The 23,135-nt window shown below is 43.3% G+C and carries 22 protein-coding genes and 1 rRNA gene; 10 read left to right on the forward strand and 13 right to left on the reverse strand.

Going from position 1 to position 23,135, the window contains the following annotated elements; genetic code table 11:
• The first annotated feature begins 31 nt into the window (after nt 1-31).
• Together rrf and PI95_RS25160 are read left to right on the forward strand one after the other, a co-directional pair.
• Nucleotides 32-149 (forward strand): 5S ribosomal RNA (gene rrf, locus PI95_RS25155).
• A 203-nt stretch (nt 150-352) separates the two neighbouring features.
• A complete protein-coding gene (locus PI95_RS25160; RefSeq protein WP_236117187.1) occupies nt 353-1,627 on the forward strand; it encodes an AIPR family protein in 1,275 nt (424 codons plus the stop codon).
• A 316-nt stretch (nt 1,628-1,943) separates the two neighbouring features.
• Here PI95_RS25160 and PI95_RS25165 read toward each other — a convergent pair whose 3' ends face one another.
• The 3 genes from PI95_RS25165 to glyA all read right to left on the reverse strand — a co-directional run bounded on the left by PI95_RS25165 (nt 1,944) and on the right by glyA (nt 6,006).
• The gene (locus tag PI95_RS25165) at nt 1,944-3,212 is read right to left on the reverse strand and encodes a competence/damage-inducible protein A (protein WP_039753821.1); all 1,269 of its coding nucleotides are present in this window, start codon (nt 3,210-3,212) and stop codon (nt 1,944-1,946) included.
• Between the two features lie 184 nt (nt 3,213-3,396).
• The gene (locus tag PI95_RS25170; protein WP_039753820.1) at nt 3,397-4,443 is read right to left on the reverse strand and encodes a glycosyltransferase family 4 protein; all 1,047 of its coding nucleotides are present in this window, start codon (nt 4,441-4,443) and stop codon (nt 3,397-3,399) included.
• Between the two features lie 279 nt (nt 4,444-4,722).
• Nucleotides 4,723-6,006, reverse strand: a complete 1,284-nt coding sequence (gene glyA, locus PI95_RS25175; RefSeq protein WP_039754254.1) for a serine hydroxymethyltransferase — start codon at nt 6,004-6,006, stop codon at nt 4,723-4,725.
• Between the two features lie 235 nt (nt 6,007-6,241).
• Between glyA and PI95_RS25180 the strand changes: the two genes are divergently transcribed.
• Both PI95_RS25180 and PI95_RS25185 read left to right on the forward strand, forming a co-directional pair.
• A complete protein-coding gene (locus PI95_RS25180; RefSeq protein ID WP_039753819.1) occupies nt 6,242-6,439 on the forward strand; it encodes a hypothetical protein in 198 nt (65 codons plus the stop codon).
• Nucleotides 6,440-6,522: 83 nt separating this feature from the next.
• On the forward strand, nt 6,523-7,002 hold the full coding sequence (locus tag PI95_RS25185) for a Tic20 family protein (RefSeq protein ID WP_039753818.1): 480 nt from the start codon (nt 6,523-6,525) through the stop codon (nt 7,000-7,002).
• A gap of 3 nt (nt 7,003-7,005) precedes the next feature.
• Here PI95_RS25185 and PI95_RS25190 read toward each other — a convergent pair whose 3' ends face one another.
• A complete protein-coding gene (locus PI95_RS25190; RefSeq protein ID WP_039753817.1) occupies nt 7,006-7,779 on the reverse strand; it encodes a fumarylacetoacetate hydrolase family protein in 774 nt (257 codons plus the stop codon).
• Nucleotides 7,780-8,123: 344 nt separating this feature from the next.
• Between PI95_RS25190 and rpsF the strand changes: the two genes are divergently transcribed.
• The 3 genes from rpsF (at nt 8,124) to PI95_RS25205 (ending at nt 9,567) form a co-directional block, all read left to right on the forward strand.
• A complete protein-coding gene (gene rpsF, locus PI95_RS25195) occupies nt 8,124-8,450 on the forward strand; it encodes a 30S ribosomal protein S6 (protein WP_039753816.1) in 327 nt (108 codons plus the stop codon).
• Nucleotides 8,451-8,457: 7 nt separating this feature from the next.
• Complete coding sequence (locus PI95_RS25200) at nt 8,458-8,910, forward strand: hypothetical protein (protein WP_039753814.1); 453 nt, start codon at nt 8,458-8,460, stop codon at nt 8,908-8,910.
• Between the two features lie 96 nt (nt 8,911-9,006).
• Entirely contained in the window at nt 9,007-9,567 is a 561-nt protein-coding gene (locus PI95_RS25205) for an Npun_F5560 family protein (protein WP_039753813.1), read from the forward strand.
• Nucleotides 9,568-9,994: 427 nt separating this feature from the next.
• On the opposite strand, the gene PI95_RS25210 is transcribed toward PI95_RS25205, so the two are convergent.
• The gene (locus PI95_RS25210) at nt 9,995-10,417 is read right to left on the reverse strand and encodes a hypothetical protein (protein WP_039753812.1); all 423 of its coding nucleotides are present in this window, start codon (nt 10,415-10,417) and stop codon (nt 9,995-9,997) included.
• 727 nt (nt 10,418-11,144) lie between these two features.
• Entirely contained in the window at nt 11,145-11,495 is a 351-nt protein-coding gene (locus tag PI95_RS25215) for an STAS domain-containing protein (protein ID WP_039753811.1), read from the reverse strand.
• 445 nt (nt 11,496-11,940) lie between these two features.
• Here PI95_RS25215 and PI95_RS25220 point away from each other — a divergent pair, with 445 nt between their 5' ends.
• The gene (locus PI95_RS25220) at nt 11,941-12,573 is read left to right on the forward strand and encodes a DedA family protein (protein ID WP_039753809.1); all 633 of its coding nucleotides are present in this window, start codon (nt 11,941-11,943) and stop codon (nt 12,571-12,573) included.
• 72 nt (nt 12,574-12,645) lie between these two features.
• Here PI95_RS25220 and PI95_RS25225 read toward each other — a convergent pair whose 3' ends face one another.
• The 4 genes from PI95_RS25225 to PI95_RS25240 form a co-directional block, all read right to left on the reverse strand.
• Entirely contained in the window at nt 12,646-14,808 is a 2,163-nt protein-coding gene (locus PI95_RS25225) for a hybrid sensor histidine kinase/response regulator (protein ID WP_039753808.1), read from the reverse strand.
• A 197-nt stretch (nt 14,809-15,005) separates the two neighbouring features.
• Nucleotides 15,006-15,455 (reverse strand): response regulator, encoded by a 450-nt coding sequence (locus tag PI95_RS25230; protein ID WP_039753807.1) that lies wholly within the window; start codon nt 15,453-15,455, stop codon nt 15,006-15,008.
• Nucleotides 15,456-15,563: 108 nt separating this feature from the next.
• Nucleotides 15,564-17,342, reverse strand: a complete 1,779-nt coding sequence (locus PI95_RS25235) for a sensor histidine kinase (protein WP_039753805.1) — start codon at nt 17,340-17,342, stop codon at nt 15,564-15,566.
• A 308-nt stretch (nt 17,343-17,650) separates the two neighbouring features.
• Nucleotides 17,651-18,853, reverse strand: coding sequence for an argininosuccinate synthase (locus PI95_RS25240; protein WP_039753803.1), 1,203 nt, complete (start codon nt 18,851-18,853; stop codon nt 17,651-17,653).
• Between the two features lie 324 nt (nt 18,854-19,177).
• Between PI95_RS25240 and PI95_RS25245 the strand changes: the two genes are divergently transcribed.
• The gene (locus tag PI95_RS25245; protein ID WP_039753802.1) at nt 19,178-19,888 is read left to right on the forward strand and encodes a hypothetical protein; all 711 of its coding nucleotides are present in this window, start codon (nt 19,178-19,180) and stop codon (nt 19,886-19,888) included.
• A 128-nt stretch (nt 19,889-20,016) separates the two neighbouring features.
• On the opposite strand, the gene PI95_RS25250 is transcribed toward PI95_RS25245, so the two are convergent.
• The 3 genes from PI95_RS25250 to PI95_RS25260 form a co-directional block, all read right to left on the reverse strand.
• The gene (locus PI95_RS25250; protein WP_163519181.1) at nt 20,017-20,166 is read right to left on the reverse strand and encodes a hypothetical protein; all 150 of its coding nucleotides are present in this window, start codon (nt 20,164-20,166) and stop codon (nt 20,017-20,019) included.
• Nucleotides 20,167-20,441: 275 nt separating this feature from the next.
• A complete protein-coding gene (locus tag PI95_RS25255) occupies nt 20,442-21,206 on the reverse strand; it encodes a tRNA(His) guanylyltransferase Thg1 family protein (RefSeq protein ID WP_039753801.1) in 765 nt (254 codons plus the stop codon).
• The gene (locus tag PI95_RS25260; RefSeq protein WP_039753800.1) at nt 21,196-21,645 is read right to left on the reverse strand and encodes an ATP-binding protein; all 450 of its coding nucleotides are present in this window, start codon (nt 21,643-21,645) and stop codon (nt 21,196-21,198) included. The genes PI95_RS25255 and PI95_RS25260 overlap by 11 nt, the downstream gene beginning before the upstream one ends.
• A gap of 392 nt (nt 21,646-22,037) precedes the next feature.
• Between PI95_RS25260 and PI95_RS25265 the strand changes: the two genes are divergently transcribed.
• Complete coding sequence (locus PI95_RS25265; RefSeq protein ID WP_336507622.1) at nt 22,038-23,006, forward strand: glycosyltransferase family 2 protein; 969 nt, start codon at nt 22,038-22,040, stop codon at nt 23,004-23,006.
• Nucleotides 23,007-23,135 lie beyond the last annotated feature (129 nt).

Consider the following 23,135-nt stretch of genomic DNA (forward strand, 5'->3'; position numbering starts at 1 on the left):
CCCTTTCAACCTGACCCTCCCAAAAACTTTTCCTGGTGTTAATTGCGCGGTGGAACCACACTGAACCCATCCCGAACTCAGAGGTGAAACACAGCAGCGGCGACGATAGTCTAGGGGTAGCCCTACGCCAAAATAGCTCGATGCCAGGTTTAATTTTCTCAAAATAAAAGCCTTCTCTAAATAATTAGAGGAGGCTTTTATTTTTGGTACGATTGTATCCGGAAAATCTGGAGGCTTGACAAATAAACAATACAGTGAAAGACTTTATTTGGCACTGATTTAGTCATAAGTCTCATGTGAGCTTGCGACTCAGCGCCATTTTGTTAGTACAGCGGGTATAACCCTCTGTAAAATGGTGAAAAATATGGATGCTTTTGAATTTCACTTACCAGTGGATGAGTATCGCACTTTGCCTGTACCTTTTTATGGGTTAGGTGATGGTCGTCAACCAAAGCTTGCAACTTGTTTTGTTCGCGCTTCAGAAATTCCTGATGCCCTTAAAGAGTGGATGTCCGTAAATCCCCGAATTCCTCGATTCAATAAGAAAGATGAGTTAACAGGCTCTGTTGCCCGTGCTATAGTCACAACCTTGATGGAAGAGCCAGAAAAATTTGTGATTAAGAATCAAGGGATTTACTTGCTCACAGAAAAAGCAAATCATACTAAGGAGACTGGAGGGCAGGGAATACTAACCTTAAGGTTCAGTGACCCTCAAAGGCATGGTTTGGTTAATGGTGGTCATACGTTTCAGGCTATTCGTCAAGTAGCAGAAGACCCAGATCGACTAGAACCGTGGGAACCTTACGTCCGACTACATATTTTCGAGATGGGTGGTGCTAACTCTTCTGTAATCACTGAAATGGCTGAGGGTTTGAATCGTTCTTTGCAAGTTGATAACCCTAGTCTAGAAAATTTGAGAGGAACCTTTGACGAAATTAGAAATTCTTTACAGGGAAAACTTGGTTATGAACAAATTGCATACCGTCAAGGTGACTCTGGTGATGTAGATATTCAGCAGGTTCTAATGTATATGAGTCTTCTGAACATTAAAAAATTTCCTGATCGGAAAACGCATCCACATACGATTTTTAGTCAATCTAAAGTTGTTCTTGACACCTTCATAGAAGACATCAAACCTGACAATAAATCTGACAATAAATCTGACGATTCTGCTTTTAAGCGCATGATACCTCATCTGCATGAAATACTTGTTCTAACAGATAGTATACAAAAGTTGGCTGTAGAACAGCAGACGCTGGGGCGACTAAAGGTTAGTAATGCGAAGAAACAAAATCGTGTTCGTTCTGAAAAGAATAAAAATAGACCGGCATATTTTGCAGGTGGAGTAATTGGAGGTAACTTACCTGCTGGCTTACTATACCCAATGCTAGCGGCATTTAGAGCCAATATTTCTCCCAAGGCTTGGAATGAAGGAAGATTTGAATGGTTAGCTGAACCTCAAGATTTGCTAAAAGCAACCATTGAAGAAATGGCGCAGATTGTGCGGCAAGAGTATGATGACAATAAATCTAAGCCTGCGGAGGTAGGTCGCAAAGAAGCAGCTTATCGAGGTTGCTATGGTGTTTTATTTGTAGAGCTGGCACAGCGCAATTTGCTGGCAAACTAGCAAATTATCGATAGCTTGTAGGTCGAATCAAGTAAAGCGAAACCCAATAGTAAAAGTATTTTCCTGGGTTTCGCTATTATTATAACCAGCTTGGAATTTGACCAAAAAAGACAAGTCTGCCACCCTAAACACTGAATATCAAATGTTGTAGAATAAAATAAATATTTAAGTAAGTTGAATGTTTCCTGTAGTTGGTTGGAACCCGCTGACTTTATTGTGATGACGATAGTTGAAAAGTTATCTTCCGCAACAAGAGATAGCTCGATGCCAGGTCTATTTTTCTGTATAAATACACAAAAAGCTTCTACGAATCAAATCACACATTTTTGTTGAGAACGCTACTTAACAACTTCCGGCGCAAATTATCTAACGCGGTACACGCGCTGACGTGACGAATCAAAGACCGACCTCGCACTGCACCAAATCGATATTCAAAACTTTCCACTTCGCCGTTTGCTCCAGCTAAACCGATATAAACTAAACCCACTGGCTTTGTATCAGTTCCCCCACCAGGTCCTGCAACACCAGTGATACTTAGTCCCCAAGTGGTCGCAAGACGCGATCGCACTCCAATTGCCATTTGTTCTGCTACAGTAGCACTTACCGCTCCAAATTTCGCTAAGTCTTCCGGGTTCACCCCCAACAGTCCAACTTTCACCGAGTTGTCGTAAGAAATTACCCCACCCCAGAAGTATTCAGAACTACCAGAAATTTCCGTCAACATCTGCCCCAATCCGCCACCAGTGCACGATTCTGCTACTGAAAGGGTTTCCCCAGCCGATCGCAACAACTCACCCACCACTGAGGCAAGAGTGTCATCATCAGCACCATAATAATCTAACCCCGCAATGTCTTTGAGTTGTTTCTCAACAGGTGAAATCAATTCCTGCGCTGCCGCTTGTGAAGCCGATGAAGCAGAAACTCGCAAGCGTACTTCCCCCTTTGCTGCATAAGGCGCTACCGTTGGGTTAGGCAAATTCAAATAAGATGACACCTTTTCTGCTAAAGCAGATTCAGCAATACCCCAAAACTTTAACATCCGGCTGTAAATAATTTCCTTGCCCCAACCTTGGCTTTTAAGGAATGGTACTGTGGTTTCTTGCCACATTCTATACATTTCACTTGACACACCTGGAAAAGTGAAAATTGTTAATTCTGGACGGGGTTGCCAAATTATACCGGGTGCTGTGCCAGTGGGGTTAGGTAAAATTTCTGCACCTTGAGGAATTAAAGCTTGCTTGCGGTTGCTGGGAGTCATTAAGCGATCGCGCAAAGCATATTTACGAGTAATATCTTCAATGATGTCGGCGCGTTCTACTAAGGGTACACCAAAAAAATCAGCGATCGCTTCACATGTCAAATCATCCGGTGTCGGACCAAGACCACCAGTAAAAATAAGAATTTGCGCTCTGGAAATAGCAATTTCTATAACTTGTTTCAGCCGTTCTGGATTATCTCCCACCACCGTTTGATAGTAGTGAGGAATTCCTAACTGTGCTAATTGTTGCGCTAAAAATTGAGCATTGCTGTTAAGAATATCTCCTAAGAGCAATTCAGTACCAACACAAATAATTTCTGCACTCATCAAAATAGGGAATTGTTGGTTGTTAGTTGTTGGTTGTTGGTTGTTAGTTGTTAGTTGTTGGTTGTTGGTTGATAGTTGTTGGTTGATAGTTGTTTACCACGCTTCCACGCTCCCACGCTTCCACGCTCCCACGCTTCCACGCTTCCACGCTCCCACGCTTCCACGCTTCCACGCTCCCAATCCTTTATGATTGTCGAGCGTGTTTCCAAACTCGCCAGCTGATTAAGCTTACCAAAGAGGTGGTAGCACAGGCGTAAGCAATGCCACTGGGTATGCCAGCAATCGCTAATGCCAAACTTCCTACCCATAGAGTTAAAGAGTAAATAAATAAAACCGTCAATCTGTGGGATAAACCAGCCTGTAGCAGTCGGTGATGCAGATGGCGTTTATCTGCACTAAAAGGCGATTTGCCGTGGCGCAGTCGTACCAAAATGACGGCTGACATATCAACAATCGGCACTGCCAAAATCAGATAAGGCAATAACACGGCGGTGAAAGCAGGGATTTTCACCAAACCTATTACACCGACAGATGCCAGGGTGAATCCCATAAAATAAGCCCCGCCATCTCCCATAAATATTTGTGCCGGGTTGAAATTATAGCGGAGAAATCCTAGTGAAGCCCCGGCTAAAGCTGCTGCAATCAAAGCGGCTGCTGGTTGCCGCATAAACAACGCCACTACCAACATGACTACACCGGCAATTCCCGACACCCCAGCAGCTAATCCATCTAAACCGTCAATCCAGTTTATGGCATTTACCATTCCCACCAGCCAAATAACGGTAATAGGTAAACTCAGCCATTCCAAGTGAACTATTCCGACTGTGGGAATGGTAACAAAATCTATGCTTACACCTGCTTTCCAGGCACCAGCGGCAACGATAACTTGCATGACTAAGCGAGTCAGGGGAGATAAGTTTAACAAATCATCTGCTAAACCAATCAGAAAAAAGCCAACACCGCCTAAGGTAACTCCCCAGATTTGCCATTCTTTTTCCGGAGGCAGAATTCCAAATCCACCCAACCACCAAACAATTAGTAGAGAAATTATAGTACCCGCGAAGATAGAAACTCCTCCCAGGCGCACCATCGGGCGTTGATGAACTTTTCGACCACCAGGTTGGTCTACACGTCCACTTTTTATGCCTATGTTTCTGACATCAGGCGTAGTCCAGAGAACGACTACGGCAGCCACAAGGAAGGCAATCAGATGATAAATCTGAGGAGGCATTAGTATCTTTAATAAGTAGTTTGACTAGACAAAAATCACTCTTCGGGATATGTCTTCCTATATCTACTACATTCGGGTCATTAATCAGCATGAGAATTTTAAATTGGGAATTGGGAATTGGGGAGGCAGTGCGGTCTTGGTGTCGGACCTGCGTGGAGCACCTGCCGTCATTGGGCAATGGGCAATGGGAAATGGAAATTGAGAATTTGGAATAAAGTTAAATCTCTTTTTGATGCCCTATGCCCTATGCCCTATGCCCTATGCCCTATGCCCAATTCCCTATGCTAAAGCTGGTACGGGAATCTCTAAGTGAGGATACAAGGGAAAGCGATCGCATAACGCTGCAACTCGTCGCTGACAATCAGCAGCAGCTGTCTCGGACTCTGGAGAAAGCAGGCGATCGGCAATAATATTCCCAATCTCAGTAAATTCATTTACTCCCATACCCCGCGTTGTCATTGCTGGGGAACCCAACCTCAGACCGCTGGTGACAAATGGTGATTCTGGATCGAAGGGCACTGTATTTTTGTTTGTGGTAATATTTACAACACTCAACATTTGTTCAGCCTGCTTACCTTTAATGCCGATAGAGCGTAAATCTACCAACATCAAATGATTCTCAGTACCATTTGACACCAACTTGAAGCCCCGATTTATAAGTTGATTTGCTAGGGCGCGAGAATTCTCAATCACTTGAGCCGAATAAGCTTTAAATTCTGGCTTCAGAGCTTCGGCAAAAGCTACTGCCTTACCAGCAATCACATGTTCTAAAGGTCCACCTTGAGAACCAGGGAAAACTGATTTATCCAACTTTTTACCTAATTCTGGGTCACGGGTCAAGATTATACCACTTCTTGGACCGCGTAGAGTTTTATGGGTAGTTGTGGTGACTACATCACAATAAGGGATGGGATTGGGATGCAGACCGCTAGCTACCAAACCGGCAATATGGGCAATATCTGCTAGTAAGTATGCACCGACTTCATCAGCAATGCTGCGGAATTTTTCAAAGTCAATTACGCGTGGATAAGCCGAATAACCGCAAATTAAAAGCTTAGGACGCTCCCTTAGCGCCTGCTCTCGAATTTGCTCGTAATCAAGCTGTTCTGTTTCCTTACTCACGCCGTAATGAGAAACTTGAAACCACTTTCCCGACACATTTACAGGTGAACCGTGGGTGAGATGTCCCCCATGAGACAAATCCATCCCCATGATTTTGTCACCGGGTTGCAGCAGCGTCAGAAACACAGCAAAATTCGCTTGTGCGCCAGAATGGGGTTGGACATTCGCATGAGCAGCACCAAACAACTGTTTAGCACGGTCAATTGCTAATTGCTCGATTTTGTCAACGAACTCACAACCGCCATAATAACGCTTACCAGGTAATCCCTCGGCATATTTATTAGTCAGGACTGAACCTTGAGCCGCAAGTACAGCAGCTGAGGTAAAGTTCTCACTAGCAATCAATTCCAAGTGATCGCGTTGACGTTGTAGTTCTTGGTTAATCAACTGCGCGATCGCCGGATCGGCAAAGGCGAGAATTTCTGAGTTATTTCTAGTCACTTGAGTTATCCTTAGAGAAAATTTTCCGAACGGTTGATGCGACAAACGCGCCATTCATGCGTCAAAGTCTTTGAAAGAGTGTCATATCAATGACAAATTTTGTCCTGACTTACTTATTATTAAATGCAACTTGGATCAATGCGTTAATTATCATAACGTTCTTTACTTATATCGACCATGAAACTGCGCTCCCCCTAAAATGTCGGTAACAATAAGGATATACACGAGGGATTAGATGCTAGTAATTTTAATCGAAGATCAAATCCTTGACCCTCACAAGGTTTGCCAATCTTGTTTACTTGCTGACAAAAGCGGTCAACCACGTTGGCGTCAAGGTCAACTGCGTTGTGGACAAGCTATCCGCAATACTAGCGAACAGCAGCCAGACCAGTACGAGTGCATGATGGGCTTCCGCATCGCCCATATAGAATAAGCGCAGATTCGCTTATAGACCGAGTAACTGCGTTATCCTAGGCTCATAGTGACTATTAAAATTTCACCACAGGAGAACGCATAATGTCTTGGCGTGGGTCTACAACAGTTTCCGATCGCATTTTTGCTTGCTTACCTTATTTGCTGCCTGTAATTGAGGTTTTTAGATTCGGAAGCTTTTTACTGGCGCAGTTTCCACCTCTACAACTTTTGTTTTTGCCCCTCATACCATTGCTGAACATTTACTATAATGTCAGTTTTGCGGGACTGATTATTTTCTTTGCTTTATTTTTCTTCGTAATCAGAAACGAAAAAATCAGTCACTTTGTTCGTTTTAACACGATGCAGGCAATTCTTTTAGATATTGTTATCTTTTTGTTTGGCATTTTGACCGAGGTTGTTGGGCTAGTTCCGGCTGGTGGTTTTGCGATACAAACCCTATCCACTACCATTTTTCTCGGCATCATGGCAGGGGTTGTATATTCTATTGCTCAGTCGCTGCTGGGACGTTACGCAGAAATTCCCGCTATTTCTGATGCAGTTTACATGCAATTGCCACGTTAGAAGTTAACGTTTGGTTACAGTGTTTTCCAAGCGACCAATACCTTCAATTTCCACGCGGACGCGATCGCCTACGTGCAATTGACCAACCCCCAAAGGCGTACCTGTAAGCACCACATCCCCTGGCTGTAGTGTCATCACTTGACTAATATAAGACACCAAAAAATCTGGAGGAAAGACCATTTGATCGATACAAGCAGATTGTACAGGATTAGCATCTTCATTTAAAAAAGTTTGCAATCTCGCTCCCGGATTTAATTCTCGGACAATCCAAGGACCTAGAGGACAAAAAGTATCAAAACCTTTGGCTCGCGTCCATTGACCATCGCGTTTTTGTAAATCCCGCGCTGTCACATCATTGGCGATCGTGTAACCCCAAATTTTGGAGTGCGCCTCCTCTGGTGTACAGTCAATAGTGCGATCGCCTATCACCAGTGCCAACTCTCCTTCATAGTCTACCCGTTGCGACTGCCGAGGATACTTAATTTCTGTCTCCGAGGCAATGATAGATGTCGGTGGCTTAATAAATATTAATGGCTCACTCGGTACGTCCGTACCCATTTCTGCCGCATGATCTGCATAATTCTTGCCCACTGCGACAATTTTTGAGGGAGAACAAGGAGCCAAGATTTGGTAGCTGTCTGGTTCCAAGTTCAAATCAGTGGGTTGTCCTTGCAGCCAAGGTGGAGCATCCAACACCTGAACATCTAGGGATATTTGTAATAACCCATAGTAAATAATACCTTCTTGATTTTGAACTCGCACATAGCGCTGCGCCATAACTTTTGATGAATATCCTTATTGTCTGTAATTAAATACGATTCTTTGTAGCCACATTCCTAAACTCACAAGCCATAGCTATAAAAAGCCAATATAAAGCGCTTTATTCAAAAAGCTTAAGATAGGTCAAGCACCCACTTATCCAATAACATGCAGTTTCACAGGTCTTAGATTTGAACTAGGCGAAAAAAGGAGCGTTGCTGATTAAAATAGAAAGCTGGTAAGATTATAATTCCTTGTTGCTTCAGATGTTTATCGGTGTTGGTCAGAGTGCCAAGGCGAACTTTATCCAAATCGACATCAGACATCAGCAGCCAAATTGTCCATAAGGAGACACATATACCATGAAAACAGTTTACGAAACAATGTACATCCTGCGTCCTGATTTGGGAGAAGAACAGGTAGAGCAAGCAATTAATAAATATCAGAACCTGCTTCGGGAGCAAGGTGCAGACAATATTGAAATTCAAAATCGCGGTAAGCGTCGTTTGGCTTATGAAATCAATCGTAACCGAGACGGCATCTACATCCAAATGAACTACACTGGACCTGGAGCAGCGATCGCTCCGATGGAACGCGCTATGCGTTTAAGCGAAGAAGTAATTCGCTACCTGACTATTAAGCAGGACATCCCTCAGGAAAAACCAGAAGCAGAAGTCGTCGCTTCATAATCACAGAATGGGGCAATGGGCATGGGGCATGGGGGAGCCAGTGCGTTGGGGAGGCAGTGCGGTGAGGCAGCCCCCTCAGGAGCGGTTCCCGTCGAACGCGAGTGCGTCTCCGACAGGAGATGGGGGACTGCCTCTCCCGTTGGGTCTTGGGGTTTCACGCCAGTTCTCTCAAGTCGGCAGAGCCGCCCACGAGACTGGCTCCCCAAGTGGAGCATCTGCCGTCGGGGATGCCGACAGTCACGCATCTGGCATCATGGGGCATGGGGCATGGGGTCCCGCGTGGGCAAGTGAAATACGCGATCGCTTCTTTTTATTCCCATTGCCCATTGCCCATTGGCCAATGACGGCAGGTGCTCCACGCAGGTCCGACACCAAGACCGCACTGCCTCCCCAATTCCCAATTCCCCAATCTTTTTTCACTCTTATAATAAATTTCCTTTTTTTCTTTTTACGGATTTAGCGATCGAATGCTACATTAACAAGTACTTGCCAAGGGTAGTACCACTGCCGTTATACCTAAGGTGTCCAAGATTCTTAACTTTAACCGTAAGCCACTGTGAGCCAAGCTGACACCTCTACCATCCAAACTCTTTCTACGGAAGCATCGCAACTGCGCCAAGAGTTGCTTCTTCGCGATCAATTAGTACAACAGTTATCTCAAGAACTCTTCCGGCTAGTTAAGGGCAATACTAATTTTATGCCCCAACGGTCGGAGACTGAACCAGATTTGAGTCAGTTGCAAGCATTGCGAGAACAACTCCAAGCCGTTGAGGAGCAAGTGACATTTTACCAAGAGCAGATTACGACTCGTGATGCCGAGATTTATCAATTACGGCAGACAGTACAAGAATTAAGCGATCGCAGTCGGATGTTGGAACAAGTAGTACAAGAGTTACCACAAATTTACCGACGTAAGTTTGAGGAACGTATGTCTCCAGTCAGAGAAAAAGTCGCAACGCTACAACGGGAAAATCGCCAACTGCAAGCAGAATTGCAAAGCGTCAGCTATCGGTTAGCACTCAAAACCCGCACCACTAGTCACAGCGGTATTGATTTGCCTAATTTTTCTCGTCCGGTATCCGATCAACCAAATATTTCTACCCCCCAAAATGCCTGAAGTTGAAACGAAAGCAACAAACTGCGGGACAATAAATTATTGAATTTGACATCCTGTAAGTTAATCGTGTCAAACAAAATTTTTCTGAAAGTCTTGTCTCGTAAGAGTTTTGGCTCTTCAGATGGCACTTGGTTACAGCTATGCTACTTTTACCCCGAATTGGATTCGCGATGCCTTCCCTTCTCCTGTCGGAGACGCTACGCGAACGGGACGCTTCTCTACGAGAGGCTCCGCCAACGCGAACGGCAAGCCGCAGAGCGGCAACTTTCTAAACTATTTTTGCGAAGCTGGAATTAAAGGGCGATCGCCAAAAATTGCTCCTCCTTGCTCTAGGTCGTGCTTCGTATCCTCATAGGTAGGAGAATGAGTATTTAAGTAAGGCTAAAGCTAGAGAGGAGGACGACCCTTCATAGCCCAGTGTATTTTTTTAAGGCTTATTCTTGTGTTTTCCCACCAATAAGAATGTGACAAACCCATCTCTACTTACGTCTTCTAGGTTGTCCGCTACATATTTGCATTCTCTACCAGCTTTTTCTTTATCATTAGACACTTGAGCATCCTCAATAAATCTTAAATGATTAGGTAATTCTGTTCTCATTTCTCCTGGTAGTTGGGAAGACACTTTTTCAACACGATTAGTAACGTTTTTAATTTCAGCACGTACTTCTTCCTGAGTTAGTTCCTCAGGAGATAAATCATCCTCTGCATACCACTTAGTCTCCCCGTCGTCTAAACTTACTTCCACATTTCTTATTTGCATTTCGGTAATATCTTTTACCGTGCCATGTTCTTTACTCATAAAGAAGAAACCGTTCACGACTACGCGGTCTCCTTGTTGAAATCTGCTCATAATTGGTAGCCCACTTAGGTTTAATTACCATGCTGTAGATACATTGTCGTCTTGCGTTATTCCAGATTAAACTCACAAAAACGAAGTTACACTAAAAAATTGCTCTAAGTTGTGCAGAGCGTGTAAATTCAGCAAGATAGGGGTAAAAGTAGCATAGCTGCAACGAACTGCCACTTAATGACTGTAACTTTTGTACAGAATGACTTTCAGCCATCAAATTTCGTTGCTGCGATCGCTATTTTGGGTGAATTTTTTAATTGGTCAGATGAAAAGCTTGATCTCTGCATAATTACAAAAAATATGCTAAGATAATTAACTCTGTGGAAGTGGTTGCTGCTTATTCTCTAAAAGTAAACAACCATAGCCGACAGGTAACAACTGTATTTCTTACAGATAGAACTAGCGATTGGTTATGGCTAACAAGTAACCATACCCAAACGTTATTGATATGGCGAGGTGATAGGGCTAGTTGAAGAAGTTATGCTGTGAAAAATTGCTCTATTAAATTTATTCTATGCATAACTTAAATTACTACCAGCCCTTGCATTTATCAGATGCGATTTGGATTATAAAAAGCGTGAAATTTATCTAAAACGACTCTGGTGGTTTATTGCTGAACCTGGATCGCGGCAATCTTGGTATAAACAGTGATGTTTATTTAGAGCGTGATTGATAGTGCTTAACTGCGCTTTTCGCCTCACCATTATTCTCTCTATGAGATATAATCTCAGCCTGATACCACCAAACTGGTATCCTTGGCAATGGTGAATATATCTTGGTAAGTATCAAAAATTTCAAAAACAGAGTCTAGTTGGGTAAGTTCCAAAATTAACCGCACAGAAGCCGAACAATTGCAAATAACCAAGCGACAACCGCTTTGTCGGGCTATTTTCAGTCCTTTGACTAAGGGAACCAAGCCAGAACTATCCATTAAATCCACTTCAGCTAAATCAATAACCCAGAGTTGATCGCGCTGAGGCTTCACGGTAGCCATTTGTTCGCTCAAAGCCTTACCACCTTCTCTGTCTATGCTTCCTTGGGGTTTGAACAAAATCACTTGACATTCTTGTGCGATCATGAATTTTACAGGGTAGTTGGAATTAAAAAAAACAGGAAAACAACATTAATACTGCTTTTCTTTCAATCAAAAGGTTACTGGTTTTACCTTATACCAAGGTTCAGACAGCAATGCTTTTAAAAGAGATATCGTCAGTATTCATGCCGTATAATTTGTGTTAACTTTAATTAATATAGGCATAAGCTTCAAAGAAATTCGGTAACATCCGTATCTTTTACTAAATTTTTATATTTTTTGTAGAGATTTATAAAGTTTATATAAATTTTTTGTTATTTTGTTACCGTAAATCTGCGGATATGATATGAAACCAGAGAAATTATAGAGAAAATGAATAATAATTATTGAATGTTGTCTATATAACAGGTGGAATTTAATTGACACACCACTGAGAAAAGAGCAAAGATAGATAGTAAAAGTAAAAATTTGTTTCATATGGCGGTGCTGGATGTCTCTTGAGTTTATATCGCTAGAAAACATCCAGGAAGTTGCCCACCAGTATGGTTATTGGGCTGTATTTTTGGGAATTTTGTTAGAAAATTTAGGAATTCCCCTTCCTGGTGAAACCGTGACTATAGTAGGTGGGTTTCTTGCTGGCAGTAATGAATTGAATTATTGGCTGGTTTTGGGTGATGCGATCGCAGGTGCTGTGATTGGCGGTATCTGCGGCTATTGGATTGGTAGATTCGGCGGTTGGTCTTTTTTGTTGCGAGCTGGTAGCATTTTTCGGATTTCCGAACAGCGGCTACTGAATATTAAAGATAAATTTAGTGAAAATGCTGGTAAAGCTGTATTTTTTGGGCGCTTTTTTGCATTGCTGCGAATTTTCGCTTCGCCATTAGCAGGTATAGCTGAGATGCCCTTCGGCAAATTCTTTTTGTATAACTTAGCAGGGGCAACTACCTGGGCTAGTGCAATGGTGACATTAGCTTTCTTTGCGGGGAAAATTGTTCCCTTAGAACAATTGGTTGCTTGGGCAAGTCAATTTGCTCTAGCCGCGTTGCTAATTCTGGTTGCAGTGATAGTTATACCACTGTGGCTGGAGGCTCGGCAAGCTAAAGAATTAGGGAGTGGGGAGTAGGGAATTGGGAATTGGGAATTGGTAATTGGGCATTTCTCCTTGTCTCCTTGTCTCCCCATTCCCCATTCCCCATTACCCATTCCCCATTTTGATACCGCGTGCAGTCAGGTTAGCGATCGCTTCTACCAAATTTATCGGTTCAACTGGTTTAGCTAGATAAATTTGAAAACCAGCCGCTAACGCCCATTTTTCATCTTCGTTTCTACCATAAGCCGTCAAAGCGATCGCTCTTAACATTTCCCCGTTAAGCGTCTCATTTAGCCTGATTTGACGAATCAAATCGTATCCATCGGCATCTGGCATTCCAATGTCACTGATGAGTATATCTGGCTTGAGTGTTTCCAAAACTTGCAAAGCTTTCTTAACTGAGGAAACTGCTGTTACTTTTGCACCTTCCTCTTCTAAAATCATGGATAGCAATTCCAGCGTATCGTCGTCATCATCAACAGCCAGCACTTGTACCCCATTGAGAAGTTGAGTTGCGTTGAATGAGACTTCATCTTTATTAGTTGGTGCATTGTTGAATTGAGGTTCAACAGTCGCAAGTGGCAGAAGCACTGTAAAAGTTGTTCCCTGTCCTTTTCCTTTACTTTCTGCTGTGACAGTTCCCCCGTGAAGTTCTACCAATTGCCGAACGATCGCTAATCCTAAACCAAGTCCATTGCGAGAGTGGGAAAATTTACTATCTGCTTGGCGAAATCGCTCGAAAATATAGGGGAGAAAGTCCGAGGTAATGCCTTCACCTGTATCGCTGACTGTAATTTGGGCATGGGGGGATGGGGAGGGGGGAGAGGGGGAGGGGGGAGAGGGGGAGGACAAGGGAGAAATTCCTGTTTGTCCCCCTTGTCCACGGACACGTTCTGAGCTCCTCCACCCCCGCACGGAAGTGTCCTCCCCTTGTCCCCCTTGTCCACGGACACGTTCTGAGCTCCTCCACCCCCGCACGGAAGTGTCCTCCCCTTGTCCCCCTTGTCTCCTTATCCCCTTGCCCTCTACTTGCGACAATCGAATTTCTATCGTTCCTTCGGGTGGTGTAAACTTGATGGCGTTAGAAAGTAAGTTCCAGACAATTTGCTGCAAGCGATTCTGATCGCCCATAACTTGCCCGACTGAGCCATTAAGTATAGATATTAGCTTTATGGATTTGGCTTGAGCCGTCAACTCTACGGTATTGAGTGTATTTTCAATCACATTCGCCAAATCGACGGGTGACTTTTCCAGTTGCATTTTTCCTCGCATCAAGCGAGAGGTATCGAGAATATCGTTAATTAACTGGTTTTGCTGATTTGCATTGCGGGCTATAATTTCCAAGCTGCGATTTTTGGTTTCTTCATCAAAGTCGCGAGTGCGTAGCAGTTGTGTCCAACCTAAAATGGCGTTTAAAGGAGTGCGGAGTTCGTGGGATACGATCGCCAAAAACTCATCTTTCATTCGGTTTTCTTGCTCTAATTCCAACTCTCGCTGCTTGCGTTCACTTATATCCAACACTACCCCGCTCATCCGCGTAGGTTTTCCGGCTTTGTCGTAAAAAAACTTACCTTTCCCTGCAATCCAATGAATGCTGCCATCAGCCCAAATTACGCGATGTTCTTGGTTATAATCTGTTTTGGTTTCTAAAGCACGAGTGATAGATTGGGCAATTAGTTCTCTATCTTCTGGGTGAACGCAAGCGATAAATTCCTCATAAGTTCCCAAAAAGCTACCAGGAGGCAAACCAAATAGACGTTCGTGATTTTCACACCAAAGAACTTCATTTGTTAACATATTCCAGTCCCAGCTACCGAGTTGGGCTGAGTCTAAAGCTAATCGAAAGCGATCTTCGCTCTCGTGCAATTGTTCCAAAGTTGCTGCATATTCCTGACGTATTCGTTGCTTTTCCAGAGTTTCGCGCACAGCGATCGCCAAACGCCTAATCGGTCTACCCTTAAGGACATAATCACTCAATCCAGACTTCATCCCCTCTACAGCAACTTCTTCGCTACCGCTATCAGTAAACATAATTACTGGCATGTCTGGATACTTAGCTTTAATCGCATTCACAACAGTTAAACCATCAGTCCAGCGCAGTTGATAATCGGTAATAATTAAATCGAAACTGCATATATCTAGCGCTTTGTCAAGTTCCTTAGCATCAATAATTGAGGTAACTTCAACTTCGGAAAACTCGGCGTGCAGTTCCCGTGTTGCCAGAATGCGATCGTCTGGATTGTCATCAATCAGGAGAATACGTAGCATGGGGACGCAATGCGAGCTTGGATTAGATTATATGGCAGATACGGGTAATCAAGAGAAGTTAAAGAGCAGAGATTAACGGTTACTGGCTAGTACTGATGATAAATGCGATTTGGTTATTTTTGTGATGCAAAGCTCAGAAAATTCTCGCGCGATTCTGACGAGTGGTGAGAATGCGCTCTTTAAAGAGCGATCGTCAATTAAAACATGCGAATTTCTGGCTGCTCATTGAGTAGCAACCAATACAAATTAAGCGTTTGTACTACTTCTATTAAAGCTGTAAGACCAACAGGTTTAACTAAATAAGAATTAGCTCCCAAATCGTAAGCTTGATTAATATCCATGTTTTCTTTAGAAGAAGTCAACATAATCACAGGCAAACGCTTAATTTCTGGTTGTTGTCGCAGCCATGATAAGATTTCATGACCCGATCGCCTGGGTAATTTCAAATCTAATAAGATTAGCACGGGCAAAGGATAACGATCGCGATCGCTATATTTACCTTCACCGCTAAGGTAAAAAACAGCACTATCTCCGTCACTGACGATTTGCAATGAAGCATGAGCTAAATTCGCTTTACGGAAAGCGCGTTGCGTAAGAAGAATGTCGTTAGGGTCATCTTCTACTAGTAATATAGTACGTGTGGACATTCGTTGTATTTTTTATGAAAACTGAGAATTAATTATTGGCGACTGGTAATTGAGAACATGCGATCGGGTTTTTCCCATTCCCACTCCCCACTCCCTACTCCCCACTCCCTACTCCCCTCTTCTTAATTCAATCCAAAAACGGCTTCCTTGTCCAAGTTGCGATTCTACTCCTACACATCCTCCCATGCGATCGATACCTTTACGAACGATCGCTAACCCAATTCCCGTACCAGGATAAGTTTCCATTCCATGCAAACGCTCAAAAACCCGAAAAATTCGTTTTTGGTGTTCTCTGGCTATGCCAATACCATTATCTTCTACCCACAGACGCACACATTCGCCGTGTATTTCTGCCCAAACTTTGATTTGTGGTGACACCCCGTCATCAACAAATTTCATCGCATTTGTGAGCAAATTGGTGATAACTTGAACTAAAGTCGCGCGATGAGCGATCGCTTTCGGTAACGGTGATTGTATATTTACCTGCGCTTGAGTTTGCTCTATCTCCGCTTCTAATTGGGTCATTGCCTCTGACATAATAGTTGTTAAATCAATCACCTTTAGTTGCAGGTCAGAACGGCTGAGACGGCTGTAAGCAAGTAAATCTTGTATCAAATTTTCTAAGCGCTGTGCCGAAGTAACAATGCGTGTCGCGTACTCTTTGCCAAGTTCATCTAAAATATCTTCATAGTCTTCAAGCAAAGCTTCCGCAAATCCCTGCATCGCTCGCAACGGGGCGCGGAGGTCATGAGAAACTGAATAGGCAAAGGCTTGTAATTCTTCGTTGGCTTCTTCTAGTTGGGTAGTTCGCTCTAATACTCGCTGTTCTAAAGTTTCGTTTAATTGTATAATTTTAGCTTCCGTTTGCTTGCGCTCTGTAATATCACTGAGTACCCCTACCATGCGAATGGGGCGATTTTCTGCATCACGCTGGAATCTGCCAAATGCTGTCACCCAATGCAAACTATTATCGGAACAAACAACACGATACTCAGCGTGGAAATCTTGCTGATTTTTCACGGATGCTTGCACAAGCGCTTCAACTTTTGGCAAATCTTCAGGATGAACGCGGTCTGCCCATTCTTTGTAGCTGCGGTTGGGCTTACCTGGCTCGTAACCAAAGATAATTTCGTGATAAATTGTCCATAATACTTCATTAGTCTGAAGATTCCAATCCCAAGAACCCATTTTACCCGCATCCAGTGCTAAGGTTAGCTGCTCGTTATTTTGGCGCAGTCTTTCTTCTTCCTGTTTGCTTTGCCGATGGTTCAACCGAAATAAATAGTAGACTAAAGCTAGGAGTGCCAAATTGATCGCAGCAGCAATGGAAAATGTGAGTAAAGTTTCTTGCAGCTTTGCTTGTGATTCTTGAGTGCGTTGCTGCAAGAGTTGAGTTTCGATATTCTCCATATCAGCGATGTCAGCGCGAATATTATCCATGATTTGCTTGCCGCGATCGCTTTGAACAACCTGCTGTGCTGCATCAAAACCTTTTTCTCGACGTAGTTTGACGGTTTGTGCGAGTTCAGTTAATTTGAGAGCGATCGCATTCTCTAAAGCAAAGACACGTTGTTGCTGATTGGGATTATCTGCCGTCAGTTGTTTGAGAGAATTGATTTGGCGATTAATTTTGTCAACAGCACTTTCATAAGGTTGCAGATACCGTTTTTCTCCCGTAATCAAATAACCGCGTTGTCCGGTTTCGGCATCTTTTAAAGTTGAGAGAGTCGCTTCTAACTCAATTAAAACCTGTTGGGTATGAGTCACCAACCGCTGATTTGAAATCAGCTTCAAGGTATTGCGATATGATACCACAGTATTGGCAACTAACAGCGCCAATGCTAACCCCAGCCCGATTGTAATTTGTTGTGAGTGCGATCGTTTCATAATTGTTGGGGGTTAGTTGTTGGTTGTTGGGGGTTAGTTGTTAGTAGGAGCGTTGTTAGTTGTTAGTAGGAGCGTTGTTAGTTGTTAAAAAGCACTCCTAATCACGCTCCTACTAACATCGCTCCCACTATCCCCTATCCACGCTCCCACGCTTCCACGCTCCCACTATCCCCTATCCCCTATCCCCTAACAACTATCCACCCTTCGGGTTCGCCAGGTGCTTCAAGTCGGCAGAGCCGCCCAACGCACTGGCTCACCAACAACTATCCACGCTCCCACGCTTCCACGCTCCCACTATCCACTATCCACTAACTCTTCCCCCGCTGTGCCCAAATACGTGTTGGTAGTCCCCAAACGTAAATAAAGCCTTCGGCTGCTTTATGATCGAATTGGTCTTCAGCTCCGTAGGTTGCTAAATCTGGTGTGTAAAGGGTATTTTCAGAAGTACGCCCAACTATCGTGGCATTACCTTTAAACAGTTTTACTCGCACAGTTCCAGAAACTCGCTCTTGAGTTTTTTGAATAAACGCATCCAATGCAGCTTTGAGTGGACTGTACCACAAACCGTTATAAACCATTTGGGTATAAGTTTCTTCAATACCACGTTTGTAGTGGGTAATATCTGCGGTTAAAGTCAGGCTTTCTAAATCTCGGTGTGCTTGAATTAATACTAACATTGCGGGTGATTCGTAGATTTCCCGCGATTTAATGCCTACCAAGCGGTTTTCTATCATATCAATCCGCCCGATACCGTGGTTGCCGGCTGCATTGTTGAGTTGTTCAATTAGCGCAACTGGGTTTTTAGCTTCACCGTTGAGGGTGGTTGGAATACCTTGAGTGAAACCGATTTCAATGTATTCTGGTTCGTTGGGGGTGTTGGCGATCGCTTTCGTCATCTGATAAATTTCTTCTGGTGGTTCAACTGCCGGATCTTCCAGAACACCAGCTTCTATGCTGCGACCGAGCAAATTTTTATCAATACTGTAGGGGGATTTCTTTTTCACTGGTGAAGAAATACCAAACCGTTCACCATAAGCGATGGTTTCTTCACGACTCATTCCCCATTCCCGCGCTGGTGCAAGTATCTTCAGATTTGGGTTAAGTGCAGCACAGGATACATCAAAGCGTACTTGATCGTTACCTTTACCGGTGCAACCGTGAGCGATCGCATCTGCACCGTATTTTTCTGCGGCTTCTACTAATATCTTAGCAATCAACGGACGGGCAAGCGCAGTTCCCAAAGGATAGCGATTTTCATAAAGAGCGTTTGCTTGAATCGCTCCAAAGGCGTAATCTTTAACAAATCTATCTTTGACATCCGCTACCAGAGATTCACTTGCACCCGATTTTAAAGCTTTTTCTCGAACTGGCTCTAATTCATCGCCCTGACCTAAATCTGCTGCTAGCGTAATCACTTCTTCCACACCCCACTCATGCATCAAGTAGGGAATGCAAACTGAGGTATCTACTCCGCCAGAATATGCCAGAACAACCTTTTTAGCGCGACCCATTCAAAACTCCTGATAGCAAAACGAAATAATGAGTCAATATTATCTAACTAATTTGCTCTTCAAAATATACTTATTTCATGACATTGAGAATGCTTATAGCGATCCTATTTGCGGAGTGAAAATCGCAAAGTTCAGAATCCCGGTTTTTCCAAGAATCCCGGTTTCGCAGGAGTTACCGGGATTCTTGTTGTTCGCGAATAGGTAATAGTACTTGGATTTTACTAAAAATAAATCATAAGTATATTTAATTTAGGCATTCTCTTCATCAAAGTTTACCTGTTAATATTATTACTAAGTATATTTAGAAATAAAGACAGGTAAATTATGCTTCGTTCACGTATCGCATGGCTTATTCCAGCAGCTTTAACTTTAGTCGGTTTGGGGTCAAATGTAAAAAGCGCGATCGGCGCTTCGCCGCAGCGCTTCGCTATCGCCCAAACTACTACTAACTTTGATGTAACATACAAAACATTATTTTCGCTTCAACCCAGAACGGACTTAGGTGAGGGTATCTTCAGAGCAACCATCACAGGTGAGAGTAAAGATGCTCTTTACGGGTTGACTAACTTTGAAAGTAATACATATGGAAAATTAGTAGAAGCTACTGACACTACCCAAAAGTTTCAATTTAACGCAGATCCAGCCGCGTTTGGCTTAAAAAACCAAACTATGCTAGGAGACGTGTATTTTAACGCTGACAAGAACTCTCCTAATAAAGTGTTTGGCACGGCAAGCGACATGGCTACAATTGACTTTGCGAACAACACAGTCATGGGTGGTGGAGAAATAACCCTCACCGGGGGAGCCGGCATATTTGAGAATGCTAGCGGCAAAATAACCTTTACCCAGCAAGACAAACTCGATCCTACTGCACCTCCAGGAACTCCTGTCGTAGGTGAGGCAACGTTGAAATTCTTTGTGCAAACTCCTAAGAAAGTTCCGGAACCAACAGCCACCACAACCTTAGTCGGTATAGGTGTAATTGGTACAGGTTTACTGCTGCGCCGGCACCGCAATAAAAATACATTCGGTTAATGTTCGTTACCCAAGTCGTCTTTAGACGACTAATAAATGATTTGAGTCTACTAAAGTAGTAGTCTGTCAATAAATAGTTGATGGATACACCCAGAACTTACGCATTGACAAATAAGACAATAAATGGATTAGGAAAAACCAGAAAAGAATACGCGATCGCTAGTCCGCAGGTGACTTGCGGCTTCTGGCACAGGGGTATGTCCGTAGACTACCATCGCTTCACCCCGATACTCTCCTGCCGCGACCGAAAGGGAGCAAGGATTTAAGCACGGAGCCAACCAAATTAAAAATTTGGTGGCTCTCCCTATTCTGGGGTCTGAATCCTATAAGTGAATAAAACATAAGTGCCTCCTGCCTCCTTCAACAATCAAAGCCAGTGCTTTCGCCATAAAGAGCAAACTCCCGCACAGCACCAGACCCCCGTCCTTATGGGAACCAAACTGGCGTAACTAACTCCGTAGGCATCGCTACGGAGTTAGTTACGTTGGTGGCATAATTCTTCTGGTAGGTCGAGGACGATGGCGAAAAGCAAAGCAGCGATACTACCGTGCCATTAATCTGCACTCAAAAGTTTGGCAATAAACTTGCTGTACTCATCCTTCATTGGCAAGTCCAAATCTTGCCTGACGCGGCGCCGTAGTGCTGGGACAGTTTCACCGCTGATTGGGTTAAATCCCTGCTTTTGGTATTCTTCCCAATACAGCCCCACACCTCGTTTTTGCCAATTAGGGAGATGATTAAAATTAATCCCATACTGGAATAATAGTTCGTTTTTATCGGCAACAGATAACCCTTCCTGTGCGCTGGTTGCTTCAGTTACACTTTTGCCATCTCGACGACGCAGACACCAGTAACAATGAGCATTGAGCGCATTTCTGTGAGCATCCTCACTGCGCCAACGAAAATAATTTACTACTTCTTCTATATTAGGAAGCTGGGAAATACGACAGTCAAAGCAGCCAATAGCATTTAATAGTAAAGAAAATTTGGCGCTGGCTTCACCTGCTAAAACCGAATTTAGTTTTCTTAATTTGCGGTTGAAAGTGTTTTCTTGTTGAGCAAACAGTAGAGAGATTTCATCACTTTGGGTATAACCATAAGTGATATCTAACCCGCAATTGAGCAAATGTTCGACAGTTGCAAGCATCAAGTCTCGAAAGCGAGTATCGTAGGGAGCCTCAAATTGATGCACTTCTTTTGTCAGGCGAGTAAAGCTGCGTCCATCTAATCTTGCAACTATGTAAAGTCCAGGTAGCACACAATGATCGTGTGCTGTCTCAAACACCCGCATTTTGCTATCAAGTTCATCAAATTTCACGGTTCCATTCCTCAACAACGAATGAATTATTTAAGTGATTTTTAACCGAGTAAAGTGCATCAAACTCTTCGCTCCAACTCGGTAAATCCAGCTTTTTATACGTTGCTAACAATCCAACCAAAGGCACGATATCTTCAGGAAGTCTCTGGCTATTTCGTTGCTTGCAGTCTTCCAGTTTTGACTGAAAGTAGTAACCCACAACCCGGAAACCTTTCGCTTTGGCTAAAGTAATATAGCGTTTTCTTTCCTCCACAGTTGGGTTAGTATTGTCCACAACGAAACGCTGTTTAGTTTCTAAACAAGCTTGGAGAAAAATTTGCTCTCGATGACGGGTTTTGAGCATATCAAGGTTAATGCGGATGTGAGTATTAAAGAAGCGATCGCGATAAAAAGTAGACTTACCTGCACCCTGGATTCCTATAAAAATAATTGCTTCCATGATCGATGATGAAATTAGGAGTTATGGCTAAACACCGCCATTTGTGTAGGTGAACCAACTTCTGGATCTTCCGTCCCTATAGTAGTCTGTCAAGAAAGAATTGAGGGATAAAGCCGCTTCAATTTGATTCGTGCATCTATGGAAACTGCCTGTGCAGGCGAACTAGCGGGGGCCCAAACGTAAGCGCCAAGTGCCGAAAACCCCTAAGGGAACAACCAGGAAATCCAAGAAGTGATTCTTTGGAATCCCCATCCCTAATGACTGGTGGGAACGAGTGCTATTAATTATCTGTTATGGGGTCCAGTTAAAAATCCACACATCGAATAAGGAACAGTCTCAGAGCCGCTAATGTCCTATCTTGGAGATGGATACATAGTGTTGTGGGTGAGAGTGTGTTTTTTAGCGTTGTTATTCCAACTTACAATCGTCAGCCGATTTTAGAAAAGTGCCTCAAAGCCTTAGAAGTGCAGAAACTGAGTCATGTAGAGACGCGACATGTCGCGTCTGTACAAGGTTACGAAGTTGTCTTAGTGGATGATGGTTCTACTGATGGTACATTGTCATGGTTGGAAGCAAACAAAACCGAGTTTCCTCATGTGCGAGTTTTTCAACAAAACCACGCTGGACCTGCTGCTGCTCGCAATTTAGGAGTAGAAAAGGCAAAAGGTGACATAATTATTTTTATTGATAGCGATTTAGTAGTACTTGAGAATTTTCTGCAAGCTCATCAGACTGCATTGGTAGAAGGACGAGAGAAATTAGGAAGCGATCGCTTCTTTACCTACGGTGCAGTAATTAACACATGCAATTTCGACAACCCCACCGCCGAACCTTATAAAATCACCGATTTTTCCGCTGCCTTTTTTGCTACAGGTAATGTCGCTATTCCCAAACATTGGTTAGAAAAATCTGGACTATTTGACACTCGCTTTCAACTTTATGGCTGGGAAGATTTAGAACTAGGCGTAAGACTCAAAGAACTCGGTTTAAAGCTGATTAAATGTCCAGAAGCAGTCGGTTATCATTGGCATCCACCGTTTAACTTAGAGCAAATTCCCCGTTTAATTGACAGAGAAATTCAACGCGGACGCATGGGAGTTTTATTTTATCAAAAGCATCCAACCTGGGAAGTGCGAATGATGATTCAAATGACATGGTTGCATCGCTTACTTTGGGGAATTCTCTCACTCAACGGCACACTTAACGAGCGCACAATGGCTCCCTTTTTGCGCTGGCTAATTAATTTAGGTAAACCTCAATTAGCATTAGAAATAGCCCGAATTTTTCTCAATTGGTATAACGTCAAAGGAGTTTATGCAGCTTACGGCGAACTTCAGCACGAAAATGTAGTTAGTGGATAGTGGATAGTGGATAGTGGATAGTGGTTATTGGATAGTGGGAGCGTGGTTATTGGATAGTGGGAGCGTGGATAGTAAATAGTAGTTAACTGTCAACTACCAACCATCAACCATCAACTATCAACGCTCCAA

The sequence above is a fragment of the Hassallia byssoidea VB512170 genome, assembly GCF_000817785.2.
In the GTDB taxonomy this organism is placed as follows: domain Bacteria; phylum Cyanobacteriota; class Cyanobacteriia; order Cyanobacteriales; family Nostocaceae; genus Hassallia; species Hassallia carrinoi.